The sequence below is a fragment of the Armatimonadota bacterium genome (assembly GCA_037138755.1).
Taxonomy (GTDB): Bacteria; Armatimonadota; Fimbriimonadia; order Fimbriimonadales; family Fimbriimonadaceae; genus Fimbriimonas.
Genome location: JBAXHT010000001.1, coordinates 846,941 through 870,474 on the forward strand (window position 1 = coordinate 846,941; position 23,534 = coordinate 870,474).

Consider the following 23,534-nt stretch of genomic DNA (forward strand, 5'->3'; position numbering starts at 1 on the left):
GCTATTGATCCTGGGCTTTGCTATCTCTTACATCCAGTCATCGCAACGCAATCAGGGAAAGACAAGCCCTCTCGACCTGGTTGTCAGGACCATCTGTCAGCCGATTGCCTCCATCTCAAACAAAACCTACCTTGGAATATCAGGATTCCTTTCTGGAGCGATTCAAGGTGACAAATACTCTCTCGAAAATGAGCGGCTTAAGCGTCAGCTAGATGCTCTCAGCCTCTATGACGACAGGATCAAAGACCTCGAATTTCAAGTCGACTCGCTACGTCAGTTGTCTGAGCTGGAAAAGACTTTCGATCGTCCAAAAGTTCTCGCAGATGTCATCTACTATTCCGCAATCGAAGACCGAGTCACGATTGCCGCTGGAAAGAGCAAGGGAATCGAGCCGGGGATGGTGGTTGTTTGCGCAGCCGGACTCGTTGGCCGCGTACAAACTGTTGCCCCCAGCGAGTGTCAAGCACTTCTTCTCACGGCGCCCTCGTTCCAAATTGGGGCCACCGCTTTAGGCTACAATCCAGCCCCTTATGGCCTGATCCGAGGTGATGATACGGAAACCCTCATCCTTGGCTTTCAGAGCGAAAATGCTCCCGTCAAAAGCGGAGACATGATTGTGACGAGCGGATTCTCAGAAAAGCTCCCCAGAGGTATCCCGCGCGGAATCATTATTGGCAGAGTTTTAAGCACGGAAACCAGACCCGAAGTAGGTGCTTCTCGTGCAATTGTCCTCCCAAAGGTCAACCCAGGAAATCTTCGTGAGGTTGTCATTCTCAAATGAACAGCAGGGCTCTTGTGTGGGTGGCGATCCTGACCTTTTGGATTTGTGGTGGGCTCAATGAGGGGTTGGCAAAGGACATCGCGATTTTTGGTGCTCAGCCAGATTTTTTGATCGTGGCAACAGTGGTAATTAGCATGTTATCGGACATGCGGGGAGCTGCAGTTGCCGGCTTTACAGGTGGATTCTTCCAAGGCGCGATCACCGGGGCCAACATGTGGCAGTACGTCGTGACGAGGCTGATCGTTGGCTGGATCGGAGGGTCGATCATTGAACTGCGGTTCCAAAGAAATGCCATGATCGCGGCAATGGCGTGCTTTGTTGCGTCAATCCTTGCGGGTCTGGTCTTCCTGTTCTTAACGTCACAACCGAACATCCTTGGAAGTCTGAGGGATACACTGATATCCGCGATGTACAACGCCGTTCTCGCTGCCCTGGTCTTCGCGCCAGTCGAAAAGCTGTCCGGCGTCAAAACGAGACAATTATCATGAGCGCACACCACGACGTCCTCGGCATGGCCCGCGAGCAGCTTAGCGTAGCGGCCAAGTACCTTGATCTTGATGCTGGTCTGCATCAGGTCCTGAGCAAGCCCATGCGGCAACTCATCGTCAACTTCCCCGTTGTGCTCGACAACGGCGAAGTGATGTGTTTCGAGGGTTACCGCGTTCAACACAACTCGTCGCGAGGTCCCACGAAGGGTGGAATCCGGTACCACCCAGACGTCGATGTTCACGAAACAACCGCTCTGGCAATGTGGATGACTTGGAAGTGCGCGGTTGTTAATATTCCTTACGGCGGAGCAAAGGGCTCCGTCAAAGTCGATACCAAGCAATTCAGCCGCCGCGAGATCGAAAAGCTCACTCGCCGATACGTTACCGAGATCAACATGATCCTTGGCGAGCGCAGCGACATTCCGGCTCCAGACATCGGCACAAACGCTCAGACCATGGCGTGGATCATGGACACCTTCTCGATGCAAAAGGGCTATACCGTGCCGGGAGTCGTCACCGGTAAGCCAGTTGACCTCGGCGGTTCATTGGGTCGCGTAGAAGCAACCGGACGAGGCGTCATCGTTGCTACTGAAGAAGCCGCTAAGACAATGAACATGAATCTCGGCGGTGCCAAAGTGGTCGTTCAAGGCTTCGGAAACGTCGGCGCTACCGCTGCCAAGATTGCCGAAGAGCATGGAGCAATCGTCGTTGGGATCTCAGATGCCGTCGGAGGGATCTACAACCCCAATGGCCTTCCGGTTGCCGAGCTCATGAACCGCTATGCAGGACGCGAAGGCGGAATCCAAGAGTTCAAAGAGTGTGAAAAAGTCTCCAACCGAGAACTCCTTGAGCTTGAATGCGACGTTCTGATTCCCGCCGCGATCGCCGCTCAGATCGATGAAGGCAACGCAAACAAAATCAAAGCGAAGTTACTCGTCGAAGGTGCAAACGGACCTTGTACGTTTGAAGCTGACAAGATTCTTCACGATCGTGGTGTTCATGTGGTCCCCGACATTCTTGCGAACGCAGGCGGTGTCGTCGTCAGCTACTTTGAGTGGGTCCAAGACCTTCAAAACTTCTTCTGGGAAGAAGATCGGGTGAACGACCAGCTCACCAAGATCATGCAGCGTGCTTATGGCCAGGTTGATGCGACGATGCGGCAGCACAAGACTGACATGCGAACCGCAGCACTCATCATCGGTGTCAAGCGAGTTGCCGACGCAACCGTACGCCGCGGAATCTTCCCCTGATGTTTCCGTGTCTCCCCTTTCCGACAAAGAACGGGGAGATTCTATTTCGCTCGCACCCGATTGTTCTTCGGGTTGTGTTCAAGTTCGACTAAACCGAGCACTTCCATCAGCGGCGGAACGTACATGCCGAACCGACCACGGAAGCCCTTCTTCTGACCATACCAGCCGCCAATGGGATTGGATTCCGATCTGCCCCATGCTTCGACGGTGCCCGGCTTTGCTTCTTTCTGCTCATCTGCGGAGCCTAGGTCCATCCAGTCGTCGTGCTCTTTCAGCATAGCGTGGCAGTCTTCGATGCATCGCCAAAGGTAGTGAAGAGTCGTTGAGCCGACTTTACAGACGAGAACATCACCATCTCGATACATCGTGTATTCCGAGGTTCCAGGCGCTGTTTTGAGTTGCCAAGGTGTTTCCTTGGTTCCAATCTCTGGCATGGTGAAATGATATCAGGCTCCCTTTTGAGGGTCAAGTTAAGGTTGCTCAAGTATCCTAGAAGGATGCGTTTTCAGGATCAGGTTGTGATTGTTACGGGTGCGAGCCGGGGAATTGGACGGACGATTGCTGAGGCGTTTTCCGCCGAAGGCGCAAAAGTCGCCTGCATTGCAACCACTCTGGAAGGGGCAAACAAGACGGCTGAGGCGATTGGCGGCAAGGGCTATGCCTGCGATGTTTCGTCGACTGCTTCGGTAGAAGAGGTTTTTGCGGCAATCGCGAGCGACTTAGGTACACCAGCCGTGTTGGTGAACAACGCGGGAATCACCCGAGACACCTTGATGCTCCGAATGAAGGACGACGACTGGGATCGCGTTCTTGAGGTGAATCTCAAGGGCGCGTTTATCACTTCTCGAACCGTCGCCAAACCGATGATGAAAGCCCGGTACGGGAGAATCATCAACATCACCAGCGTGATCGGCCTCCACGGCGGAGCTGGGCAGGCGAACTACGCGGCGGCCAAAGCGGGCCTGATCGGCCTGACAATGACCATCGCCAAGGAGTTTGGCTCGCGAGGGATCACCTGCAACGCGGTGGCTCCGGGCTTCATCGAGAGCGATATGACCGAGGCTTTGCCGCAGGAGTTTAAGGACGACGTGATAAAACGCGCTCCCGCAGGACGTCTAGGGACTCCGGCGGATATTGCTCCTGCGGTCCTCTTTTTGGCCTCCCAAGATGCAGCCTATGTCACAGGGCAGACTCTCACGGTTGACGGCGGACTGTTTCTTTAACAGCTAAATCAGTCAAGAGTGTCAACAAAATCTATGACATGGAATCCTGCCACTTTCGGTGGGATTCCTTTCCAAAACCCTCTTGCGGGCATCCAAAAAGCACTAAGTTATAAGTGTCATGGACCCAAAAGGATTGATCTTAGCCCTTAGCATTCTCGCCGGAGTGGTGATCTACCAATCGACAAGCTCGACCGCGCACAAGTACAACTTCGAGCCGGATGCAAACAAGAAGTTTTACGTTGCTAACCTTGCCGACGGCGTTGACGCAGTAACAGTGTCCACTGGCGGCGGTTCCACTTCACAAGCCGTAGCGGTTGCCAGTCCTTCCCTGTTGCTTGAGCAGCACAAGGTGGGCGTCAAGGCAAACCCTAAGACGGTCAGCTACAGCGTCACTGGATCGAACGGTAACTTTGATGTCAAGACCGACGAGACCAAGCTGGGTTATCATAACTTGATCGTCACGACTCGAACTCCGTCTGGCGATCGAGTTGAGGCCAAGACCCTCGTTGGAAAGGTTCAGCCGATGCTCCAAGTTGTCGTAGACGCTCCGATCAACGGCGTGAGCAACTTTGATGTTTACGTCACGAAGTCTGGTTCGATCGAAGCTGAACAGCCCGTTGCAACCTACGGCGAGTTTGGCAAGGTTGTGGAGCTACCTGGGGACACAATCAAGTCCGGTTTCAACTACACGGTGACCTTGACCAAGGCTGGTTCCAAAGAATCTCTCAGCCAGGTGAAGAGCGATGCTGGTCTGCTAACTGGCTGGTACCGACTGCATGCCTTTACTCACAAGGCTGGTCAGTTGGTTCAGACCAAGTTTGACGTTGATGCTTGGCGAAGCTGAGCTTTCTTGAAAAGCAAAACGGGCACACCAATTGGTGTGCCCGTTTTGCTTTTGCCCTTTTGTGTTTGATGGGGCGGCTTAATTTCGGTGCCGGAAGGTGATTCGGCCCATGGTTAGGTCGTAGGGGCTCAGTTCGACCTTGACCCGGTCGCCTGGCATGATTCGGATATAGTGCATTCGCATTTTTCCGCTGACGTGGGCGAGCACTTCCATATCGCCTTCGTCCAACTTGACTCGGAATCGGGCGTTTGGAAGGTTCTCGACGATTGTGCCATCGAGTTCGATCCCTTTTTCCTTATCCGACTGGTCGTTGGTTTTGGGTTTATAGTGCCTTCGTCGAGCCATGTGGTTTTAGTTTACCGCTAACGTCAAATTTGCCCTTTGCGTAAGTACAATGCAGTCGGAGTCTTGCTGGCTCTGTTTACTAGGATCGCCATGAATCGCAAGTCTCTTCTCCTCGCTCTTCCGTTTGTTCTTTTGGTCGGCTTCGGCTCGCGCCGCGCCGCTCTTCAGCAGTACGAGATTCAGGATCCGAAGGGGGCGAACGGATTTACGTTTGCGATGGTCGATGGTCTTGAGCCAGTTCATGGCCAAGGCAACGATGTTTCTGGCTCGATCATGCTGGATCTGGAGCATCCGGAGAAGTCGAAGGGCAAGGTTGTGATCGGCATCAAATCTCTGAAGCTGACCAGCGAAGTGATGTCGAATAACATGATGGGCGAGTGGTGCCTGGACGCTGCGAAGTTCCCAACGGCAACTTTTGAAGTCACCTCGGGCAAGGTGAAGAAGGCGAAGAACGGCGAGTTTGAGGGCACGGCCACGGGCAATCTGACGATCAAGGGCGTGACCAAGTCGATTTCGGTTCCAGTGTCGGCTCGCATGGTGAAGGACGGCGTGAAGGAGCGGTTTGGCGATAAGGGCGGTGACCTCTTGATGTTCAACACTCGTTTTTCGTTCAACCGCTTTGACTTCGAGATTGGGAAGGCGGTTAAGGAGACTTTGCTGAGCAACAAAGTCGAGGTTAGCTTGAGCTGCGCGGGAATGTTGTACCGGTAACCCCGATTGGATGGGAAATTGGAGGTGGGGACCCCGTGGATTTCCCATCTCTTTGAACCTAGATGGCGAGTTTGTAGCGTTTTGGTCCCATCCGTTGGTGGTGAATTTTCACGGCACCGGTTTTCAGGAGCTTGGTTAGCCGATACTTGACAGTTGGAGCGCAGAGTCGGGTTTCGGCTACAAGTTCGGCGAGCGAGAGGATGCCATTCTGGAGAGCTTTCAGGATGGGTTCGGTGCTGATGTCTCTTGGGTCAAGGTTTGCGAGGGGGTCGGGGTTGTGGGGGGCGTAGTGGGTTTCGTTTTCGCTGCGGAAGTGGGCGATTCGGCAGATTCCGGTGCCACGGCCCTTGCTGATCCACTGGATGATTCGGTGGTTCTCGCGTTGTTCTAGCTTCATCTGGATGGTTTGGCTGACGGCGGCTTGGAGTTGGGTGTGGTCGGCGATCTGGTTTCCTCGGCTGTCGGTGTGGTGGAGCAGGATGATGGTTCCGGCTCGTTCGGCGATGCGCTTGAGGGGGTCGATGAACTTTCTTACAGCCCTTGCGTCCTTGGTTTGACTCTTCCGGATTGCGGCATGGAGGGAGTCGATGAAGAGGACGGCTTCTCCTTTGTGTTTGATGAGGAAGTTCTCGATTTGTTCTTGTCCGGACGGAGTGTCGATCGGGTCGCCGCCGAAGCTGAGGTAGAGCGGGGTGGTTTGGTTGACGTCGGCGTGACGGTCGAGGGTGGCGAGGATTTCGCCGGGGGAGTCGTCGAAGCTGAGAAACCCGGCGGCGGCTTGTTCCATCGGGAACCCGCCGAAGGTCTTTCCTTGGGCGATTGCTTTGGCGAGCGCGATTGCGATGGTGGTCTTGCCGATTTTGGGTGGTCCGGCGAGGAGGACGAGGCTGTTTTGACTGAAGAGGCGTTGGTTTCCGTTGGCTCTTGAGTAGAACTGGAGGTTCTTCTCTTTTGCTTGTAGGAAGTTGTCGGTGATGGCGGGCTTCCGGCTCGACTTGGGTTCGCAGGCGAAGTCGATGTTAGTCCGTAGGATGTTTGGTTGGTCGTCTTCGTCGTCATCGAGGTTTGCGTAAACGCTGAGATCTGTGAGCATTTACTTATAGGCAACGATTGGGGGTGTTTGTCAACCTGACAGGTGAGAAGTTTGGATTCATTTCCCTGTATAGTCCTAATGCCAAACCACTTCTGGCAAAATTTGGCTCTCCCCTGTCGCCGATTTATCTACTGCGTCTTGCCCCATTTTGAAGTCACCGGCTGACCGAAGACGGAGTTTCCGTTTAGGGTGTAGCGGGTCTTCTGATTCTGGTTGTAGGTCTCCCACCATGTTTGGTACTTACTTTGGTGCGACCAGTGGTAGTCCATTGGAACGGCGATGATGAGCTCTTCATCTGGCGCCATGGTTGGACACGAGATCGTTTTCTCGAACAGATCTCGATAATCGACATTTCCACCGATGTTCTCCGAAGCCTTGGCAAATGCACCGACTTTGAGCGAGATGGTCGGTCCTTGCTCACGATAGTCGGAAGCCAGACCAGTAACCCGGTTGGTTCGGACCCGGAAGTAAGCAACCGCTGTGTGAATCATGAAATCTGGATCAGGCGCTAGACCCTGAATTTCTTCTTTACCAACTGCCAGGTAGGAATTGTCCCATGCCCACGAAACGACAGCCCCTTCAATATTGCCACCCATGATCCGTCGGGCCTGAGGGTCTTTCACGCCCAGATCATCAAGCATCCGGACTTTTATAAATGAGGAACCCCTATTGACATAAGTTGGGATGAAACCCCCTACTTCATTCGAAATCTTCAGTGGTGCCAAAGCGACTCCCCACGCCTTTTCGACGGATGCCTTCGATGCACCACATTTTTCCGCGACCTCATTTACTCCTTTCTTCAATGCTTCCTTCAAATTGAATTCTATCGTCGAAAAGATCGTGTTGAGATTGGACCATGATTTATAGATAAAATCCAAAACCGTCGCGATGGATTTGTAAACCTTTTTGTACCACGGGTCATCTGGCTTAGGTTCCTTTGGAGGAAGGTAAAGTTTATCGCCGCGTGCTGGTTCTTTGCCGATGATCTTTGTGACATCACCAACGATCTTTGGCGACAACTCGCTTGCTACAACGAAGCGATATTTGTCGTCCCAGTTTCCGGTGTAAGCAGGCTCCCATCCAACCAGCTCGGTTGTAAAGGTCAGCTTTTTTGCGTTCGGATCGGCCTTTGCCACGGGTGCCAACGGTTCCGTCAGGGTCGTCTCTGGTGACGGCATTCCCGCAAGATCCCCGTTCTTCAGCAACGGGATCACTCGTACTTTGAACGTGGCGGGCTTCTTGCTGATTTTCAGCTTGCTAACCTCAATCGTGAAACTCTTTTTGCCGAGTTTGTTCGTTGGCAGATCCGCTCTGTAGACTTCGTTTTTAGCGTTAGCCCAAAGAGCCCAACTGGAAGGGAAATCGCCGTCAACTACCTGCACGAGAGCATATGTCGCCTCGGAAGCGGTAGCCCAGCGGAAAGAAAGAAGCGATTCGCCAGCTACGATTTCTTTCGCTGTTCCCCACCGCTCTTCGGGAAACTCCGGTGTTGAGCGTACGGTTTGAACCTCGAGGCTTGTGGTCCGGGGCTTTGGCACGGGCTCGCCGTACTGAATCTTCACCCAGTTGGACGCGCCACCGTCGGCGGATGTGAGTTGAGCGTAGTAGTCCGTTGTGCCGTTTTGAGCGATATCTTGCAACGCATCCTTTCGATCTTGCGCCAATTGAGCGGTGGCGATGGCTTGAGTTGTGTTTCCAGCTGGCGGTGAGAAGGTGATGAGGGTCGAAGGGAACGGCGCGAACTCGGAGAACTTGACGTCGACTTTGAAGTTTCCTGACTTGGTGCCGAGATCGAGGACGCCAACGATTCGCCCGACCTTTTGTTTGATTCCTGTTGCGGCTGGCTCTCGGCCACCAGCTGAGTGTTGACCTTCTTTGGGGACTCCGAAACCCCAAATCGCGAGGGTGAACTTGGTTGATCCGTTCAGCCTTGGCGCGGTTTGAGCGGAAAATGAGGCGGTGCCGTTCCCTCGCCAGTTGATCAAAAGCTCGTTGGTGGAAAGCTGATCGAGTTTTGCGATATTGAGTGTCGGATTATTCCGGTTCGGGGCGCCATCTTGAACAGGTGGACGGACCTGGGCGACAGAAAAAAGCGACAGCCCAAGGATGCCGAGCGCCGTGCAAAGACGTGAAATCATGTCCAGATTTTACAGGATTGGCTAGGCTTCAGATTGTTAAAATTTTTGTGTTTTGAAGCGACTAAAATGACAGCTTGATTTCTGGTGTCGGAGGCTAACAGTCTGAAAAGTAGCTCTCCAGGTATCCTCTCATGAAGCGCACGGAGCCTCTTCGATCACTGTTTTGACCCCAAAATTGCACTCGGAGTAGCAGGATTCCGTTCGGAGGGAAATGAATGCTGAACAGTTTTGAGACGAAGAGTTCGCTGGAAGTTGGGGGCAAGAGTTATGCCTACTATTCGCTGAAGTCGCTGGAGGTGCGAGGGTTTGACATCTCGCGACTGCCTTACTCGCAAAAGGTGCTTTTGGAGAACCTGTTGCGGCTTGAGGACAACAAGTCGGTTTTCAAGGCAGACATCGAGGCTTTGGCGGCTTGGGATGCGAAGGCGGAGCCAACGAAGGAGATCAGCTTTACTCCGGCGCGGGTTATTTTGCAGGACTTTACGGGCGTTCCTTGCGTGGTGGACCTCGCGGCGATGCGGGATGCGATGGCGGCTTTGGGCGGCGATCCGACGAAGATCAATCCTTTGCAGCCGGTTGAGCTGGTCATCGACCACTCGGTTCAGGTGGATGCTTACGGTTCGGAAGCGGCTTTGCTGATTAACCGCGACCTTGAGTTTGAGCGCAACCAGGAGCGGTATGAGTTCCTGAAGTGGGGCCAGAAGGCTCTCAACAACTTCCGTGTCGTTCCTCCGAATACGGGAATTGTTCACCAGGTGAACCTGGAGAACCTTGCGCGGGTGACGTTTGTGAACCCGGAAGGCGTTGCTTATCCGGACACTTTGGTTGGTACCGACAGCCACACCACGATGATCAACGGCCTGGGCGTTTTGGGCTGGGGCGTGGGCGGAATCGAGGCGGAGGCGGCGATGCTTGGTCAGCCGGTGACGATGTTGATTCCTCAGGTCATTGGGTTCAAGCTTTCGGGTCGTTTGCGTGAGGGGACTACGGCTACTGACCTCGTTTTGACGGTTACCCAGATGCTTCGGGCACGGGGCGTGGTTGGTAAGTTTGTTGAGTTCTTTGGCCCTGGACTTGAGACGATGCCGCTTGCGGATCGGGCGACGATTGCGAACATGGCTCCGGAGTATGGCGCGACTTGCGGAATCTTCCCGGTTGACGCGGAGGCTCTGCGGTACATGCGGCTTACCGGTCGATCGGAAGAGTCGATTGAGTTGACTGAGGCTTACTACCGGGCGCAGGGAATGTTCTGGGAGCCAGGGGCTCCCGATCCGGTGTTTACGGATACGTTGACGCTTGATCTGGGAACGGTTGAGCCTTCGGTTGCAGGACCTAAGCGGCCGCAGGATCGGTTGGTGTTGTCGGAGATTCGGTCGAACTTTGCTTCGACGTTTAAGGATCAGATTTCGGTTGCAGCCACTGCGGGTGGAGTTGAGCGCGGGCTGAGTACGTTGACTGAAGCTGAAGCCGAGGCGAATGCGGCGGTTGGTTCGGTTGGGCATGGCTCGGTGGTAGTGGCGGCGATTACGTCATGTACCAACACCTCGAACCCTTCGGTGCTTTTGGCGGCCGGTTTGGTGGCTAAGAAGGCGGTTGAGAAGGGTCTTGATGTCAAGCCTTGGGTGAAGACGTCACTGGCTCCGGGTTCGCGCGTTGCGGGAGATATTTACCGCGCGGCGGGCTTGCTGGAGTACATGGAGGCGCTGAACTTCCACATCGTGGGCTACGGTTGTACGACTTGTATTGGGAACTCGGGACCGTTGCCGCAGGCGATTAGCGACAAGGTCAATAAGGAGAACTTGGTCGTTACGTCGGTGCTTTCGGGGAACCGGAACTTTGAGGGACGAATCGGGCCGGACATCAAGGCGAACTACCTGATGTCGCCGCCGTTGGTTGTTGCCTACGCCTTGGCAGGGACGATCAATATCGACCTGAACACTGACCCGCTTGGAGTTGGGGCAGATGGCTCGCCGGTTTATCTCAAGGACATCTGGCCGACTCAGCACGAAGTTGCGGAGGCGGTTGCGGGCGCGGTGACGACGGGCTTGTTCAACAAGCACTATGCCGACGTCTTCAAGGGCGACGAGAAGTGGCAGGCGATTGGGGTTGAGGGGTCTGACCGATTTGGTTGGGATTCCGCGTCCACCTACATTAAGAATCCGCCTTACTTTGAGGGCATGTCGGCGACGGCACCTTCGACGGTCGCTGATCTGCACGGAATGCGGGCGTTGGCGGTTCTCGGCGATTCGATTACCACCGACCACATCTCGCCGGCAGGTTCGATTAAGGCGAACACTCCGGGAGGTCAGTTCCTGATCTCGCGGGGGGTTGAGGCGAAGATGTTCAACTCTTACGGCTCGCGAAGGGGGAACGACGATGTGATGGTTCGGGGGACGTTTGCCAACGTTCGGCTTCGGAATCAGCTCGCTCCGGGAACGGAGGGTGGCTACACCACTTATCTGCCGACGGGCGAGGTGGAGTTCATCTACGATGCGGCGGTTAAGTACAAGTCTTCAGGAACAAAGTTATTTATTATTGCCGGTAAGGAGTACGGTTCGGGTTCGAGCCGGGACTGGGCTGCGAAGGGGACATTCATGCTGGGTGTGAAGTCCGTTCTAGCAGAATCGTTCGAGCGGATTCACCGGTCGAACTTGGTTGGAATGGGGGTTCTTCCTTTGGAGTTTGTGGACGGCGCTTCCAAGGAGTCGCTTGGGTTGACCGGGCACGAGGTGTTTGATCTACAAGGTCTTTCTGTTGCGGTGGCTTCTGAGTTTGCCGATGGAAAGGTGCTGACGATGAAGGCAACCGCGACCGATGGCTCCGTTAAGGAGTTCCCGGTTCGAGTCCGAATCGACACTCCGCAGGAGATCCAGTACTACGTTCACGGCGGCATTCTGCAGTATGTTCTGCGATCGCTGCTGAACGGTTAATTGCCAGCTGCTAGGAACGGGGAGATCAGTCCAACGATTGATCTCCCCGTTCCCTTTTTTTAACCTGAGCAAAACGGCTAATCTATTTCCAACATGTTGAAAGTTGGGCTGGTTGGGTGCGGGTTTATGGGGTCGATGCATGCGAATGTTTATGCAGCCCTTGATGAGGCTTCGCTGGTTGGGGTCTTTGATTTGAGTCCGGAGAAGGGGAAGGCTTTTGCAGAGAAGCATGGAGTGAAGTGTTCTACTTCGTATGAGCAGCTGCTGAGCGAGGTTGAGGCGGTGGATATCTGCTTGCCGACTTACTTGCACAAGGAGTTCACGGTTCAGGCCGCGAATGCGAAGAAGCATGTTCTTTGCGAGAAGCCGATGGCTCTCAATGTGGCGGATGCGGAGGCGATGAAGGCGGCTTGTGAGGAGAACAATGTGCGGCTGATGATTGCTCACTGCATCAGGTTCTGGCCGGAGTATGCGATGTTGAAGCAGATTGCCCTGACGGGCAACATCGGTGAGCTTTTGAGTCTGAACCTTACGCGCTACGGCGAGTTTCCGAGTTGGGGGAGCGACAACTGGTTGGCCGATGAGAGCAAGGCGGGCGGTGGCGCGTTGGATATGCACATTCACGACACTGACTACGCAATGTACATCTTAGGGTCCCCAAAGGAAGTTTTCTCAAAGGGAACTATCGATGAGAAGGGGGTCAGCCACATCTTCTCGACGTTTGTTTACGATAAGGCGATTTGCCACCTCGAAGGCGGCTGGAACATGCCTCCAAAGACGCCTTTCAAAATGGCTTTCCGAGCGGTTTTCGAGCAAGGCGCGGTGATTATGGATGGGGGGCCGATGACGGTTTACGAGAAGGGCAAAGACCCTTACGTGCCGGAGTTCCCTAAGATGGCGGCGGCGGGTGGCGGCAACATCAGCGATATGGGCGGGTACTTCCACGAGATCAAGCACTTTGTCGATCGGGTCACGACAGGTAAGCCGTTCGACGTGACAACACCTGAGAGCTCGATCGCTTCATTGCGGATGACTCTGAAAGAGATAGAATTGTCCAAGGCTTAATGCTCAAACGTCGCCTGTTTGTCCTGGCGTATCTGTCGCCTGCCGTGCTTCTGTACGCGCTGTTTGTCGGTGTTCCGTTGGTCCAGACGTTCTATTACTCAATGTTCCGGTGGAAGGGACTGTCTAAGAAGATGACCTTTGTGGGTTCGAAGAACCTGTTGACGGTGGCACAGGACGACGTCATGCACAAGGCGGCGGTGAACCAGTTTCTGCTGCTCGTTTGCGGGGGAATCTTGCTGATCGGAGTGAGCGTAGCGATTGCCCATGCACTCGCTCAGCCGACTCGACTCGCGCGGACAGTGCAAACAGTGATGCTGTTTCCACAGGTGGTCTCCATAGTGGTGGTGGGCATCATGTGGTCGTTCCTGTTCAATCCAAGATTTGGCATTACCCAGGCGCTCGGTTGGCCGAAGCTCGAGAACGGGGTTCTGGGTACCGAGGGGTGGGCGAATGCGGCGGTACTACTCGTGTTCTGCTGGCACGCGGTCGGATTCTATGTGATGCTTTTCGGGGCGGGAATTAAGAATATCGATGGGGAAGTTTTGGAGGCCGCGCAGCTGGACGGTTCGGGCGGCTGGCACCGTTTTAAGAACGTGACTTGGCCACTTCTTTGGTCAGTGAAGAAGGTCGCAGTTGTGTACGTCGTGGCGAACGTTATGGGCATGTTTGCTATCGTAAAGTTGCTCACAAAGATGGGTCCAGACAATTCGACTCAGTCCATTCTGACCCTCGTTTATCAGAGGGGCTGGGATGAATCTCAGATGGGCCAAGCGGCGACACTGGCGGTGTATGGCTTCATTGTCGCGATGTTGCTGGGCGGGTTAGCTTCTTTGGCAATTGGTCGAAATCCGGAGAGATCGCGATGAGCAGATTCCTAGGCTGGCTACTTCTCTGGGTGTTTCTGATCTCAATCGTCGGGCCTTTCGCTTGGGTGCTTTTGACTTCTTTCAAAAGTGGTGCAAATATCCTCGCTTCGCCATGGTCACTGCCGACAGACCCTTCGCAAGGCGCAAAGAATTTCTCAGTCGCTTGGGGTGAAGGCGGATTTGCAAAGAACTTTGTCAACTCTTTGATCATCACGATCGGCACTTTGGTGATCCTCATTCCGGTTGGCTCGATGGCGGCTTACGTGCTAGCCAAGTATCCATTCCGGGGCTCAAAATTCATCCTGGGAGGATTCATGGGCGGCTTGATGTTCCCTAACTTTTTGGTCATCGTTCCGCTCTTCCTGTTGGTCGACAAGCTCGGCTTGCTCAACACGAAGATTGGTCTGATCCTGGTTTACGTTGCTTATTCGCTTGCCTTTACGGTGTTTGTGCTCCACGGATTCTTCCAAGCGCTTCCGGGAGAACTGATGGAAGCCGCGCGGCTGGACGGATGTTCGGATAACGCTACATTCTGGAAAGTCATGTTGCCTTTGGCTAAGCCCGGGGTCTTGGTCGTCGCCATCTTCAACTTGATTGGACTCTGGAATGAATACCCATTAGCCTTGGTACTGGCGAACACTCCGGACTTCACGACGCTCCCGGTCGGAGTCGCAAACCTGACTGAGAATCAGCAGTACGCTGGGGACTGGGGAGCGTTGTTTGCGGGAATTGTGATCGTCATGATTCCGGTGATGGTGGTGTACTTGATCTTCCGCGAACAGATTCAGAAGACGATGCTCGCCGGGGCACTTAAAGGTTAGGGGATACTGCTTGGCACAAGAATTGCCTACAATACTGTTGTGATGCAGATTAATCGACTTGCCATCCTCGGTTTGGCTACTCTTGGACTTGCGGGAGCAGCCAATGCACAGCTCGCCCTTAGTGCAGGAATTTACTCCGCCAACGATTCCGCTGTCCGAGATGTTTTCGGAAGCAACGCTTTCGCCTGGGGGCTCGGCTTTGGTCAAGCTGACCGAGCGGGTCGAGCAGGGGGAGGATTCGATTTCGTTGGCCTGAGCTTGAGTGCGCCGGGCAACCGATTCTCGACCATCGGAGCAACCTATGGTTTCGAGGTGCAGCGCGGGAATGACACGAACGCCATGACCTATTTCCGAGCCAATGCCGGAGTCGCTTACTACGACTTTAGCCTCGGAGCACCTCTGGTTCCATCCCAGGACCGCTACGTTCGCCCAATCACCACTCTTGAGGCTGGTGTTGTGCTCAGCAAGCGATTTACCCTCTCTGCACAGTACCTGCTGATGCCGGATGCAGGAAACGTGAACTTCAGCGGTTTCCGCATCCAGGCGCTGTTCTCGTTGACGAAGTAACGCTTACGCCGTTTCTTCGCTGAACTTGAGATGAATTCCTCGCTTCTGGATCTCTTCCACGAAGCGAGTTCCAGAAAGGGCGAGCTCATATCGGAGTGCGCCCTTTTCTAGTTTGCCGTTGGCGGCATCAATCGCGTAGATCGCCAGCGAAAAGCCGGTTAGGCGCTCCATGCTGGTAAAGCCGGTCGTCTCGCATTGCCGGTCGTGAATATCGATCTGGAGTTTCTTCTTACTCCCACCCTTGGTTCCGACGCCAACCGCGCGAATGATGCACTGATCGAGATCCTTGATCTTCATCAGTTCTTCGCCAAAGACTCGGCACCAGACGTCTTTCGGGCGTACCTTAACACCTTTGACTTCCACCTCGTCCTCGCGCCAGAATCCGAAATCCTTGTAGAGGCGCATCGCGTAGCAGTGACCAGGGAAGCGGAAGGTTTTGTACTCGTAGTTGGTCACTTTGCCTTGGAAGGAGTACGGTGCCATGCTCGTCCCGCCGGAGGTCACAAAGGCTTCCATTTCGCCCAGCTCGTCGACATGAAGTGTCTCCAACTCGGTAAGCGTATCAACCATTTGGATTTCGTTGTTCCTGAGAACAACCGCTTGATAGTCGTACTCGGTTACGAGACCTTCGACGTTGAAAGTGACCTTGTAGTTGAGAGGCGGAACGGGGTTCTGGGGGAGCACTCCGCAGTAAAGCTTAACGGAGTCGGTGGTATCGAGATTCTCGATGAGCCAGCAACCGAGAGAGTTGACCAAACCCGGAGCTAGGCCGCAATCAGGGACTAGGCTGACACCGGCGGCTTTCGCAGCATCGTTCATGGCCAGCGTCTCCATCGTCACGTCGGTGTTTCCGCCAAGGTCGCACATCGAGGTTCCGGTTGCAATCGCGACTCGGGCGATGGAGGGGTGCATGTAGTACGGAACGCACGAGAGCAAGACGTCGGCATCAGCCAGGAGAGCTGACAAGGAAGCTTCATCCTTGGCGTTCGCTTGAGCCGCGACGCAGGCGGTTGATCCGACGAGCTTGTTCACCCGGTCAGCAGCCTTTTGCGCCTGTTCGAGGCTCATGTCCGCGAGGGTGATGGATTCGGCGTCAGCGAATTTTGCGAGATCGTATGCGGCGGCGGTGCCTTGCATACCTGCTCCGAGGATGACGTATTTAGCTTTCATTTTTTGGGGGTCCTACAACGCCTTTGTAGCGGGACAAAGCGAGCGCGTTTCTAGTTCAAATTATCCTGATTTTCAGGGGCTTAGGCGTGTTCTTTACCATCTGTTAAGATAACCTGTCATGAAACGTGTTTGAAACACGTTCGTTGGATAACTCTGGATGCGGGTAGCGAAGAGTGCCCTGTGGAGAGGTCAAGAAAATGAAAAAGCCCTTTGCGATGTTTGGAGCCGGAGTACTGGCTCTGTTGATGTGTACTTCGGCGGTAGCAGGGCAATCAGCCCAATTCACTACTGCCGACCTTGAGAAGATGGTAGCCGAGCTGACGAAGTATCTTCCTGAAGATCCTCTTTTGCAGTATCCGGTGAAGTGTTTTGTCATTGAGAATCCAGATGTGAACGCAAATGCTTCGGCGTACTACCCAGATGAGAAGAAGAAAGAAGGAAAGCCCCTCGCTCGAATGCGCGTTTTTACGGGGTTGTTCAAGTGGATGAACAATGATGTTCGACTGGTGAGGGCAGTTGTGGCTCATGAGCTGGCCCACCTCTCCAAGCTCCACTTGCGGGGCGGGTACAACCCTGCCGATTTGGACATCATCTACACCCGTCAGAAGGAGTACGAGGCGGATGCGACTGGTGCAGCAGTTCTCGAAAAATGTGGATATTCGCGGAAAGACATGACGGATATGCTGCTCCGCCTCGGCGAAGTCGCCCGAACGGCTCCGGCAAGTGTGAAGGTCATGGGAGACCATGCTGACTGTCAGCGACGGGCCGCGGCAGTGGATAAGAACAATTTGGTCCTTCGATCGATGGTGTCTTTCACCACCGGTGAGGCCTACATGGACGTTCGAGCTTATAACAAGGCAAAGGAGCAGTTTGACCTAGCTACTGAGCAAGCCCCCGACTTTTATGAAGCGAAGTTCAACGCGGCGCAAGCCGCGCTCATGTTCTACTATGACAACGTAGATCCGGTGATGCGAGAAGTCTGGTACCAACCGGATTTTGGGGCTTCTTTGCTGTTGCCCTTGAGACCAGGGAAGGCAGGCAAGATCACGGATCAAGATCAGCTGAACTATGCCGAAGCTCTGAAAAGAATTAGAATCCTTTCTCTACAGATCACCGCGAGACAAGAAGCCAACGAACTTCTTGGCCTGGCGCTGGTGCTGGAACCAGATGGCAAAGCCGCATCGATCTCTGAAGGGATCAAGACCCTCGAGAAGGCCCTGACTACTGCGGTCACTCCTGATGATCGTCTGAGAATCGTGAATAACCTGGCGATCGGCTACCAGCGACAAGGCAACGTCGCGACGGCAATCGACAAGATGTTTGGGGAGCAGAAGAAGTCCACCCGGTTCAACGCCTTTCTGGCAGCGAATCTGGGGGCTCAGCCGCTTCCGGCGAAGATTAAAGGTGACGAGGCTAAGACTGCTCTCAACGTTTTGTTCACCTATTTGAGCAATACGAGCCAAGGTGCAACCGGGTATTCGAGTGTTCAAAAGAGCTTCGATGACCTCAAGAAGAGGCTGGGAGTCACAACAAAGGAGATTAAGCGGCAGGGGATTCCGATCTGTACGGCCTTCTCGCTGACGGATCAAGGACGGACCGTGTTCATGCTTGACCCGTTTGAGAAGTACTACCGAAGTATCGGAGCTCTCGATGCGATTCGGAGCTACAACGAGAAGTATTCGAGCATGCTGGAGTTCGTTTGGCAGGGTGGAAACTTCACAATTCTTACCGACAAGCAGTACGACCCGGACGATAAGAACGACGGGAAAATAACCCCCGAGTTTGTGAAGACGCTCGAGGTCATTCGCGTGACCAGCTACAACCCCGGTGCTTTTGTGGAAATGCGATCAGCGGATCGTAAGGTTGACATGGCGTTTCGGGTCACGGTCGGAATGACCATCGAGGACTTTAACAAGTTCCTTGATTCAGGAAGCGGGCAGGCGCGCCAACTCATCCGAAATGCCGCGATGGAAGAGTGGATTTACTTCCAGGGGCTGAACTTTGGGATCTTTGTGAAGGACAAGAAAGTGGCGGGAGTAACGGTCTGCCCCTTGAATGCACCCGAAGAATGATTCAGTAGGATCGAAAAACGAGCACCCCAGGCATCGAAATGCCTGGGGTTTTTTGCTAACATCGATATAGATGAGCGATGCTTTAGAAAGTCTGAGCAAACGTGAGAGGCAGATCATGCTACTTGCCGCAAAAGGACTTACCGATGCTGGCATTGCTCAGAAACTAGAGATTAGCGCGGCAACGGTCGGAACATATTGGGGCCGCATCCGCACAAAGCTCGGTCATCACTCTCGAACGGAGCTCGTTGCGAACTACATGCGAGAGAAGGCGTCTGCGACGCTCGACGAGATGCGAAAGCAGAACGAGGCCCTCCAAGCCGAACTTGAATTGAAATCAAAGACTGCCGATCAGGCTCGTGGGAAGGCAGAGTTGCTGCGGCGAGTATTAAGCGCGGCGCCGGATGCGATCCTGTTGGTCAACGAAGGCGGTCAGATCGAATATGCCAACGAAGAGGCTGAAAGGCTGTTTGGTTATGGCCCGCATGAACTGGCTAATCAGGCCGTCGCTTGTCTGATTCCAAAGCGTTTTCACGGTTTACACTCTCAACACCGAAGCCACTATCTTGCTGATCCTAGCAAGCGGCGGATGGGGGATCACTATGGGACGCCTGCCCTGCGAAAGGACGGTTCCGAGTTCCTGACGGCGACGACATTGAGCGCGATGAAGACCCCGCAGGGGCAGGTTGTCACCGTTTTTGTTCGAGCCATTGACGAAGCTAAGATCATGGATGCGCCTGAGCCAGTGGGTTCTTAGCCCCGTAGCCTGCGACTCGCGCGGCTAAGGAAAAGATGCCCTACAAAAACCGAGTTGACCCATTCAAGCTCCTCCACGCTGTTCCACAGCGTGGAGCGTGGTTTGGCAACCGGGGATGTATTCATGATCGTCATGGGAACATTAGGTGGCTTCAGCGGACAGACCGTTGGATTATCTGCGAGCTTTCGTTTAAGAATCGCCGGCGCCCGCTTTTGCAACCTGGCAAGTACACTGAGCTTTTCTTTATGGACGAGGCAACTGCTCTCGCCGCTGGGCACCGACCTTGCATGGAATGTCGTCGCCCGGCGGCCAAGGAGTTCCTTGGATTGGCTGGGTTCAAAACGGTCGCGGCTTTGGATGCGCAACTGAGTTCAGAGCGACTGCTTGATGGCCCGGTTGTGCTCGATCCTTTGTCGCTTCCTAATGGGGTGATGGTTGGCTGGCTGTTTACTGCCTACCTGGTCTTCGAAGGCGGACTTTATCGTTGGAGTTTTGATGGGTACCAGCGGGTGGAGTCGATTCAGCAGGATGTTGAGACTTTCGTGATTCCCAACTCGAAGGGTCTCAGCCAACGGGGGACCATGTTTTCTGACGAGCAAATCAGGCTCATCACACCCCGGACTACGGTCGAAGCATTGCGCCGGGGCTATCCGGTTCAACTCGCTCTGGGAAGAGCTGCCTGATGGACCAACCGCGTTCTCGAAGATATTCTGCGAAGGACGTCTGGTCTGCGAGAGGTTGCCAAGCGCGCTTAAACGTCGGAGCGTCTTCCCAAAACTCGCTCCACATCTGAGCGAGCTCGGCAGACACTGCCTCGCGAACCCGAAACTCTCGCTCGTCATGAACAGAAACTGACGCGCAGTCAACAACGATGAATGGCCCCACCGACAGTTTGCCCCCTCTTCGTCCAGAGACATCTACCTCAGCAATCCACTGAAGTCTTCCGTCCTGCCTGAAGAACCAATCGCGGTACAGGTAATCATGACCTGATGGCTTCTCATAGCGATAGAATCGGACGACACCGTCTGCCCTTGCGGCAAGAGTCGTTTGGTAGACAACGTCGTGGAAGGTTATCAGGACATGATTCTGGATTTCAGGAATGTCTACGCCAGCCAGAGTCGCCACCTGCTCCAAAAACTCGTCAAGCCAAAGATCTCCCAGCGTGACAGAGAACTCTTGATCAGCACGCTCGAAACCCAACAGATAAGCGTCATGAAGCATCCCGTAGAAGTACTGAGCGATGCCTTCCAATCCTACTACCGGATTCTCCTTCAGTGCGTGGTAAGTGTTGTCACGCTTTTCCTGAGTTTCCCAATCCTGGTTCGTCGAATACACATGCGACCCCAGGTCCTGCATGTGCTTCACGTCCTTCAACCAGCTCCGGTAGCTCACAAGCTCAGCCTCCGCAAGAGCGACACTGCCTCGGTCTTGTCCAACTGCTCGTTTCCTACCTCGCATCCTGCCAGGAGCAAGCAGCTTGGGCAGCCCGACTCGCACGGGCAATTCTTGACTTGTTCATACGCCGCGTGCACGAGTTCTTCGGCCCTTTGGAAAAGAAGCTCTGCGATTCCTACGCCTCCTGGAGTGCGGTCGAAGAGGAAGATGGCGGGATTTCCGGTGTCGACGAAGTGGGTGAACCACGCCGAGCCGATATCACCTCGGTCGCATCCGGCGAAGAGCGGTGCGAGCGCGAGAATGGCGTGTTCGGCACCGTGAAGTCCGGCAATCTGTTGATTCAGGGTCTCATCGAGATCGAGCGATGGGAGGTCAATACGCAGACAAACGGTGTCAAAAGACACCTCGGGTAGATCGAGGTTAACAACGTCTAGGACAGTGTCACCATCAAATGACTTCTTTGCATAGGCAACTACTAAATCTGTTACGGTGCATCCAGACAGATGGAAAGCAGCTTTGGATTGAACTGCAGATCTTGGAACTAACATCGACTGAATTCTTGCTTGAGAGTAGTAACTGCCACTAAATCGAACCAGTTCTGCATTTTTGGTCGCTAGGTTGAGCTCGGTGACTTCAAATGGCTCGCCTCGATGGAGGTAAATCGCACCAGTATGAGCCTGAGACAAGGCTCGCTCGTATTCCATCGAGCCGATTTCTTCCTGGCCTACCCGCAGAGTAACGGAATCCCGTCCGGCTCCACGAATGTTGACTTTGAGTGCTGGCGGATCGTAGGCCGGATAGTAGAAGTGTCCCCCTGAGAAGGTCAGCTCGCCAGCTCGATCCATTTCTTCGGCAACATCCAAAGCACCTTCAACAAACTCCGATAACTCAGACGGTGAAATCGGTCGTTCATGCGCTGCGCAGAGTAGCTGTGCGGATAAAACAGCTCGATTCGATGGCTGAATCGAAACACTCTCTGATCTCGAGTCCAAGATTCGCCCGGGATGTGAAAGCAGATACTGCTCTAGCGGGTTATCGCCCGCAACGTAGATTGCCAGGCCATCACGGTCTCCGCGTCCTGCGCGTCCTGCTTGTTGCCAAAAGCTGGCCACAGAGCCGGGGTATCCGTTCAGAACCACGGCGTCGAGCGAGCCGATGTCGATTCCGAGCTCGAGCGCATTCGTCGCTGAAAGCCCTTTCAAGCGACCCTTCAAAAGATCTTGCTCAATCTGGTGCCGCTCCTTGGCTGTGTAGCCTGCGCGGTAGCTTTCTACTTGGCTAGCAAGCGACTCAGGCAGCCGCTTCCGCGTATACCGAAGCACCAGTTCTGTCGCCACCCGCGACCTGTTGAATGCCAGGGTAGAGACCCCGGTTTCCACAAAAGAAGATACCACCTCCGAAGTTGTAATGTTCGTACTCAGCCGCTCCCCCGAGGGAAGCTGCGGAGGATTCAAAAAGATGACGGATCTCTTTCCTGAAGGCGATCCGTCCTGATCCACCACCAGCGGTGAACGACCGCAGAGCCGCTCAAAGAGCTCTTCCGGATTTCCAATCGTCGCCGATCCGGCGATAATCTGGGGTCTGTTGTGGTGCATCGCGCATAGCCGTAGCAGCCGACGCAGTATCAGGGCGACGTGGGAACCAAACACGCCGCGGTAGGCGTGAAGCTCATCAATCGCAATAACGCGCAGCGCCTTTAAGAACTTAGTCCAATGCGCGTGAGTGGGCAATATCCCCGTGTGGAGCATATCGGGATTTGTCAGAACAATATGAGAGAGGTTTCTGATCGACGATCGGTGAGATTTCGGGGTGTCGCCATCGTAGGTCGAAACTCGAATCCCGAGATCGAGGCTCATCTTGGTCAGCCGCGCTGCCTGGTCTTGAGCGAGAGCTTTCGTTGGGTAGATAAACAGTGCCCGGGCAAGAGGCTCCTCCATACAAGCTGCAAGCGCAGGCACTTGAAAGCAGAGTGACTTCCCTGAGTTCGTGCCGGTCACGACCAGTACATCGCGACCTTTGCGAGCCGCCGATACCGCCTCGGCTTGGTGCGAGAACGGTCTGTTGGGCAACGTGGCTAGAAGCCGGGGATCAAGCCGAGACCACTCGCCAAACACCGCTGTCCGAGCGGGAACTTCATGCGTGAAGACGATCTGATCGGATAGAACCTCGTGCTCAAACGGAGTCATTGCCCGCCGGAAGCTCCTCGGGTTCGGACCAAAGGAACGCCTCTGGTGGACGGCCCTTCTGAGTGAACTTCACTGCGTAAACGCTGATTGCAAACAGCCCTGTCATTGGGATCGCAATCGCGAGCATCGAAATAGGATCGTTGGACGGCGTGATCGCACCCGCTAGGAAAAAGATTGCAACTGCGGCATGTCGCCAGTACTTAATCAGAGTCTGAGCGGAAAGCAAGTTAAGGGCACCAAGGACATAGACGACCAGAGGGAGCTGGAAGCCGATACCGAAGGCAAGCAAGGACTTGAGCGAAAGCATCGCCATTGAACCTGCTTCCTGTTTGATATCCACACCGGGGAAGTAGTCGATGTAGGAAGCAAACCACTTGAACGCCTCTGGAAGAATCATCCAACAGAAGAACGCGCCGAGAACAAACAGGAATCCTGAGACTGGAGCGAGTCTTTTGAACGGCTTTTGTTCGGCAGGTTTTAATCCGGGCGCAATGAAGCCCCATAGTTCCACAACAATGAACGGAAGCGCGATGATCAGTCCGACGTATGCCGACACCTTGAAGACCAAGAAGAATGCATCCGGCATGTGCAGGATGATTTCTTCGTACTTCTTGCCTCTTGGAATCAGCTGCTTGTTGACAGCGGTTGCTGCTCGGTCTGTGAGCAAATTAAAAACGATAGGGAACTGGAACCAACCAATCGCGAATCCTGCGAGGCAGTAGCCTAACGAGCGGATGATCCGCTTACGCAGTTCTTCAAGATGACCAACCAGGGAAAGCCGAAACTCCTCAGGATCGTGATCCGAGGAGTTCCAGTTTGGACGCTTGAGCATCCT

The 23,534-nt window shown here is 54.2% G+C and carries 22 protein-coding genes; 14 read left to right on the plus strand and 8 right to left on the minus strand.

What is annotated here, in order from left to right; translation table 11 throughout:
- The first annotated feature begins 4 nt into the window (after nucleotides 1–4).
- Genes mreC through WCK51_04085 form a run of 3 tightly spaced genes read left to right on the plus strand, consistent with a single transcriptional unit; the run spans nucleotide 5 to nucleotide 2,519 of the window.
- On the plus strand, nucleotides 5–781 hold the full coding sequence (gene mreC, locus WCK51_04075) for a rod shape-determining protein MreC (protein MEI7576046.1): 777 nt from the start codon (nucleotides 5–7) through the stop codon (nucleotides 779–781).
- Nucleotides 778–1,269 (plus strand): hypothetical protein, encoded by a 492-nt coding sequence (locus WCK51_04080; GenBank protein ID MEI7576047.1) that lies wholly within the window; start codon nucleotides 778–780, stop codon nucleotides 1,267–1,269. Before mreC ends, WCK51_04080 begins: the two co-directional genes overlap by 4 nt.
- Nucleotides 1,266–2,519, plus strand: coding sequence for a Glu/Leu/Phe/Val dehydrogenase (locus WCK51_04085; GenBank protein ID MEI7576048.1), 1,254 nt, complete (start codon nucleotides 1,266–1,268; stop codon nucleotides 2,517–2,519). The genes WCK51_04080 and WCK51_04085 overlap by 4 nt, the downstream gene beginning before the upstream one ends.
- Nucleotides 2,520–2,560: 41 nt before the next feature.
- Here the strand turns inward: WCK51_04085 and WCK51_04090 are convergent, their stop codons facing one another.
- Nucleotides 2,561–2,953 carry a DUF6855 family protein gene (locus WCK51_04090; protein ID MEI7576049.1) on the minus strand — a complete coding sequence of 131 codons (393 nt, stop codon included), beginning with the start codon at nucleotides 2,951–2,953 and terminating at the stop codon, nucleotides 2,561–2,563.
- Nucleotides 2,954–3,016: 63 nt separating this feature from the next.
- Between WCK51_04090 and fabG the strand changes: the two genes are divergently transcribed.
- Together fabG and WCK51_04100 are read left to right on the plus strand one after the other, a co-directional pair.
- Nucleotides 3,017–3,742, plus strand: coding sequence for a 3-oxoacyl-[acyl-carrier-protein] reductase (fabG, locus tag WCK51_04095; GenBank protein MEI7576050.1), 726 nt, complete (start codon nucleotides 3,017–3,019; stop codon nucleotides 3,740–3,742).
- A 118-nt stretch (nucleotides 3,743–3,860) separates the two neighbouring features.
- Nucleotides 3,861–4,586, plus strand: a complete 726-nt coding sequence (locus tag WCK51_04100) for a hypothetical protein (GenBank protein MEI7576051.1) — start codon at nucleotides 3,861–3,863, stop codon at nucleotides 4,584–4,586.
- Between the two features lie 78 nt (nucleotides 4,587–4,664).
- Here the strand turns inward: WCK51_04100 and infA are convergent, their stop codons facing one another.
- Nucleotides 4,665–4,931: a translation initiation factor IF-1 gene (gene infA / locus WCK51_04105; GenBank protein MEI7576052.1), complete on the minus strand. Its 267-nt coding sequence runs from the start codon at nucleotides 4,929–4,931 to the stop codon at nucleotides 4,665–4,667.
- 90 nt (nucleotides 4,932–5,021) lie between these two features.
- Here infA and WCK51_04110 point away from each other — a divergent pair, with 90 nt between their 5' ends.
- Complete coding sequence (locus WCK51_04110) at nucleotides 5,022–5,642, plus strand: YceI family protein (protein MEI7576053.1); 621 nt, start codon at nucleotides 5,022–5,024, stop codon at nucleotides 5,640–5,642.
- Between the two features lie 58 nt (nucleotides 5,643–5,700).
- Here WCK51_04110 and WCK51_04115 read toward each other — a convergent pair whose 3' ends face one another.
- Nucleotides 5,701–6,735, minus strand: coding sequence for an AAA family ATPase (locus WCK51_04115; GenBank protein ID MEI7576054.1), 1,035 nt, complete (start codon nucleotides 6,733–6,735; stop codon nucleotides 5,701–5,703).
- A 128-nt stretch (nucleotides 6,736–6,863) separates the two neighbouring features.
- The gene (locus WCK51_04120) at nucleotides 6,864–8,873 is read right to left on the minus strand and encodes a hypothetical protein (GenBank protein ID MEI7576055.1); all 2,010 of its coding nucleotides are present in this window, start codon (nucleotides 8,871–8,873) and stop codon (nucleotides 6,864–6,866) included.
- Nucleotides 8,874–9,088: 215 nt separating this feature from the next.
- On the opposite strand from WCK51_04120, the gene acnA reads away from it, so the two are divergent.
- From acnA to WCK51_04145, 5 genes are all read left to right on the plus strand, one after another.
- On the plus strand, nucleotides 9,089–11,803 hold the full coding sequence (gene acnA, locus WCK51_04125; protein ID MEI7576056.1) for an aconitate hydratase AcnA: 2,715 nt from the start codon (nucleotides 9,089–9,091) through the stop codon (nucleotides 11,801–11,803).
- A 93-nt stretch (nucleotides 11,804–11,896) separates the two neighbouring features.
- Nucleotides 11,897–12,868, plus strand: a complete 972-nt coding sequence (locus WCK51_04130) for a Gfo/Idh/MocA family oxidoreductase (protein MEI7576057.1) — start codon at nucleotides 11,897–11,899, stop codon at nucleotides 12,866–12,868.
- On the plus strand, nucleotides 12,868–13,734 hold the full coding sequence (locus WCK51_04135) for a sugar ABC transporter permease (protein MEI7576058.1): 867 nt from the start codon (nucleotides 12,868–12,870) through the stop codon (nucleotides 13,732–13,734). The genes WCK51_04130 and WCK51_04135 overlap by 1 nt, the downstream gene beginning before the upstream one ends.
- Nucleotides 13,731–14,555, plus strand: a complete 825-nt coding sequence (locus tag WCK51_04140) for a carbohydrate ABC transporter permease (GenBank protein ID MEI7576059.1) — start codon at nucleotides 13,731–13,733, stop codon at nucleotides 14,553–14,555. The genes WCK51_04135 and WCK51_04140 overlap by 4 nt, the downstream gene beginning before the upstream one ends.
- A 42-nt stretch (nucleotides 14,556–14,597) precedes the next feature.
- Nucleotides 14,598–15,122, plus strand: coding sequence for a hypothetical protein (locus tag WCK51_04145; protein ID MEI7576060.1), 525 nt, complete (start codon nucleotides 14,598–14,600; stop codon nucleotides 15,120–15,122).
- 3 nt (nucleotides 15,123–15,125) lie between these two features.
- Here the strand turns inward: WCK51_04145 and WCK51_04150 are convergent, their stop codons facing one another.
- Entirely contained in the window at nucleotides 15,126–16,292 is a 1,167-nt protein-coding gene (locus tag WCK51_04150) for a saccharopine dehydrogenase C-terminal domain-containing protein (GenBank protein MEI7576061.1), read from the minus strand.
- A gap of 197 nt (nucleotides 16,293–16,489) precedes the next feature.
- Here WCK51_04150 and WCK51_04155 point away from each other — a divergent pair, with 197 nt between their 5' ends.
- The 3 genes from WCK51_04155 to WCK51_04165 all read left to right on the plus strand — a co-directional run bounded on the left by WCK51_04155 (nucleotide 16,490) and on the right by WCK51_04165 (nucleotide 19,801).
- Nucleotides 16,490–18,364, plus strand: coding sequence for a hypothetical protein (locus WCK51_04155; protein ID MEI7576062.1), 1,875 nt, complete (start codon nucleotides 16,490–16,492; stop codon nucleotides 18,362–18,364).
- Between the two features lie 70 nt (nucleotides 18,365–18,434).
- Entirely contained in the window at nucleotides 18,435–19,118 is a 684-nt protein-coding gene (locus tag WCK51_04160) for a LuxR C-terminal-related transcriptional regulator (protein ID MEI7576063.1), read from the plus strand.
- Nucleotides 19,119–19,153: 35 nt separating this feature from the next.
- Nucleotides 19,154–19,801, plus strand: a complete 648-nt coding sequence (locus WCK51_04165; GenBank protein ID MEI7576064.1) for a hypothetical protein — start codon at nucleotides 19,154–19,156, stop codon at nucleotides 19,799–19,801.
- On the opposite strand, the gene WCK51_04170 is transcribed toward WCK51_04165, so the two are convergent.
- The 3 genes from WCK51_04170 to tatC are packed head-to-tail and all read right to left on the minus strand — an operon-like array spanning nucleotide 19,740 to nucleotide 23,531.
- Complete coding sequence (locus WCK51_04170; GenBank protein MEI7576065.1) at nucleotides 19,740–20,510, minus strand: hypothetical protein; 771 nt, start codon at nucleotides 20,508–20,510, stop codon at nucleotides 19,740–19,742. The genes WCK51_04165 and WCK51_04170 overlap by 62 nt on opposite strands.
- Entirely contained in the window at nucleotides 20,507–22,699 is a 2,193-nt protein-coding gene (locus WCK51_04175) for a DEAD/DEAH box helicase (protein ID MEI7576066.1), read from the minus strand. Before WCK51_04175 ends, WCK51_04170 begins: the two co-directional genes overlap by 4 nt.
- Nucleotides 22,686–23,531 (minus strand): twin-arginine translocase subunit TatC, encoded by an 846-nt coding sequence (gene tatC / locus WCK51_04180; protein ID MEI7576067.1) that lies wholly within the window; start codon nucleotides 23,529–23,531, stop codon nucleotides 22,686–22,688. The genes WCK51_04175 and tatC overlap by 14 nt, the downstream gene beginning before the upstream one ends.
- Between the last annotated feature and the right edge of the window lie 3 nt (nucleotides 23,532–23,534).

Bases quoted from the DNA above. Each gene is read 5' to 3' on its own strand.
- WCK51_04130 (MEI7576057.1), top strand. From the start codon at position 11,897: ATGTTGAAAGTTGGGCTGGTTGGGTGCGGGTTTATGGGGTCGATGCAT.
- WCK51_04085 (MEI7576048.1), top strand. From the start codon at position 1,266: ATGAGCGCACACCACGACGTCCTCGGCATGGCCCGCGAGCAGCTTAGC.
- WCK51_04160 (MEI7576063.1), top strand. From the start codon at position 18,435: ATGAGCGATGCTTTAGAAAGTCTGAGCAAACGTGAGAGGCAGATCATG.
- acnA (MEI7576056.1), top strand. From the start codon at position 9,089: ATGCTGAACAGTTTTGAGACGAAGAGTTCGCTGGAAGTTGGGGGCAAG.
- WCK51_04080 (MEI7576047.1), top strand. From the start codon at position 778: ATGAACAGCAGGGCTCTTGTGTGGGTGGCGATCCTGACCTTTTGGATT.
- WCK51_04155 (MEI7576062.1), top strand. From the start codon at position 16,490: ATGAAAAAGCCCTTTGCGATGTTTGGAGCCGGAGTACTGGCTCTGTTG.
- WCK51_04090 (MEI7576049.1), bottom strand. From the start codon at position 2,953: ATGCCAGAGATTGGAACCAAGGAAACACCTTGGCAACTCAAAACAGCG.
- tatC (MEI7576067.1), bottom strand. From the start codon at position 23,531: ATGCTCAAGCGTCCAAACTGGAACTCCTCGGATCACGATCCTGAGGAG.
- infA (MEI7576052.1), bottom strand. From the start codon at position 4,931: ATGGCTCGACGAAGGCACTATAAACCCAAAACCAACGACCAGTCGGAT.
- WCK51_04140 (MEI7576059.1), top strand. From the start codon at position 13,731: ATGAGCAGATTCCTAGGCTGGCTACTTCTCTGGGTGTTTCTGATCTCA.
- WCK51_04115 (MEI7576054.1), bottom strand. From the start codon at position 6,735: ATGCTCACAGATCTCAGCGTTTACGCAAACCTCGATGACGACGAAGAC.
- WCK51_04145 (MEI7576060.1), top strand. From the start codon at position 14,598: ATGCAGATTAATCGACTTGCCATCCTCGGTTTGGCTACTCTTGGACTT.
- fabG (MEI7576050.1), top strand. From the start codon at position 3,017: ATGCGTTTTCAGGATCAGGTTGTGATTGTTACGGGTGCGAGCCGGGGA.
- WCK51_04100 (MEI7576051.1), top strand. From the start codon at position 3,861: ATGGACCCAAAAGGATTGATCTTAGCCCTTAGCATTCTCGCCGGAGTG.
- WCK51_04175 (MEI7576066.1), bottom strand. From the start codon at position 22,699: ATGACTCCGTTTGAGCACGAGGTTCTATCCGATCAGATCGTCTTCACG.
- WCK51_04150 (MEI7576061.1), bottom strand. From the start codon at position 16,292: ATGAAAGCTAAATACGTCATCCTCGGAGCAGGTATGCAAGGCACCGCC.
- WCK51_04135 (MEI7576058.1), top strand. From the start codon at position 12,868: ATGCTCAAACGTCGCCTGTTTGTCCTGGCGTATCTGTCGCCTGCCGTG.
- WCK51_04120 (MEI7576055.1), bottom strand. From the start codon at position 8,873: ATGATTTCACGTCTTTGCACGGCGCTCGGCATCCTTGGGCTGTCGCTT.
- WCK51_04110 (MEI7576053.1), top strand. From the start codon at position 5,022: ATGAATCGCAAGTCTCTTCTCCTCGCTCTTCCGTTTGTTCTTTTGGTC.
- WCK51_04165 (MEI7576064.1), top strand. From the start codon at position 19,154: ATGCCCTACAAAAACCGAGTTGACCCATTCAAGCTCCTCCACGCTGTT.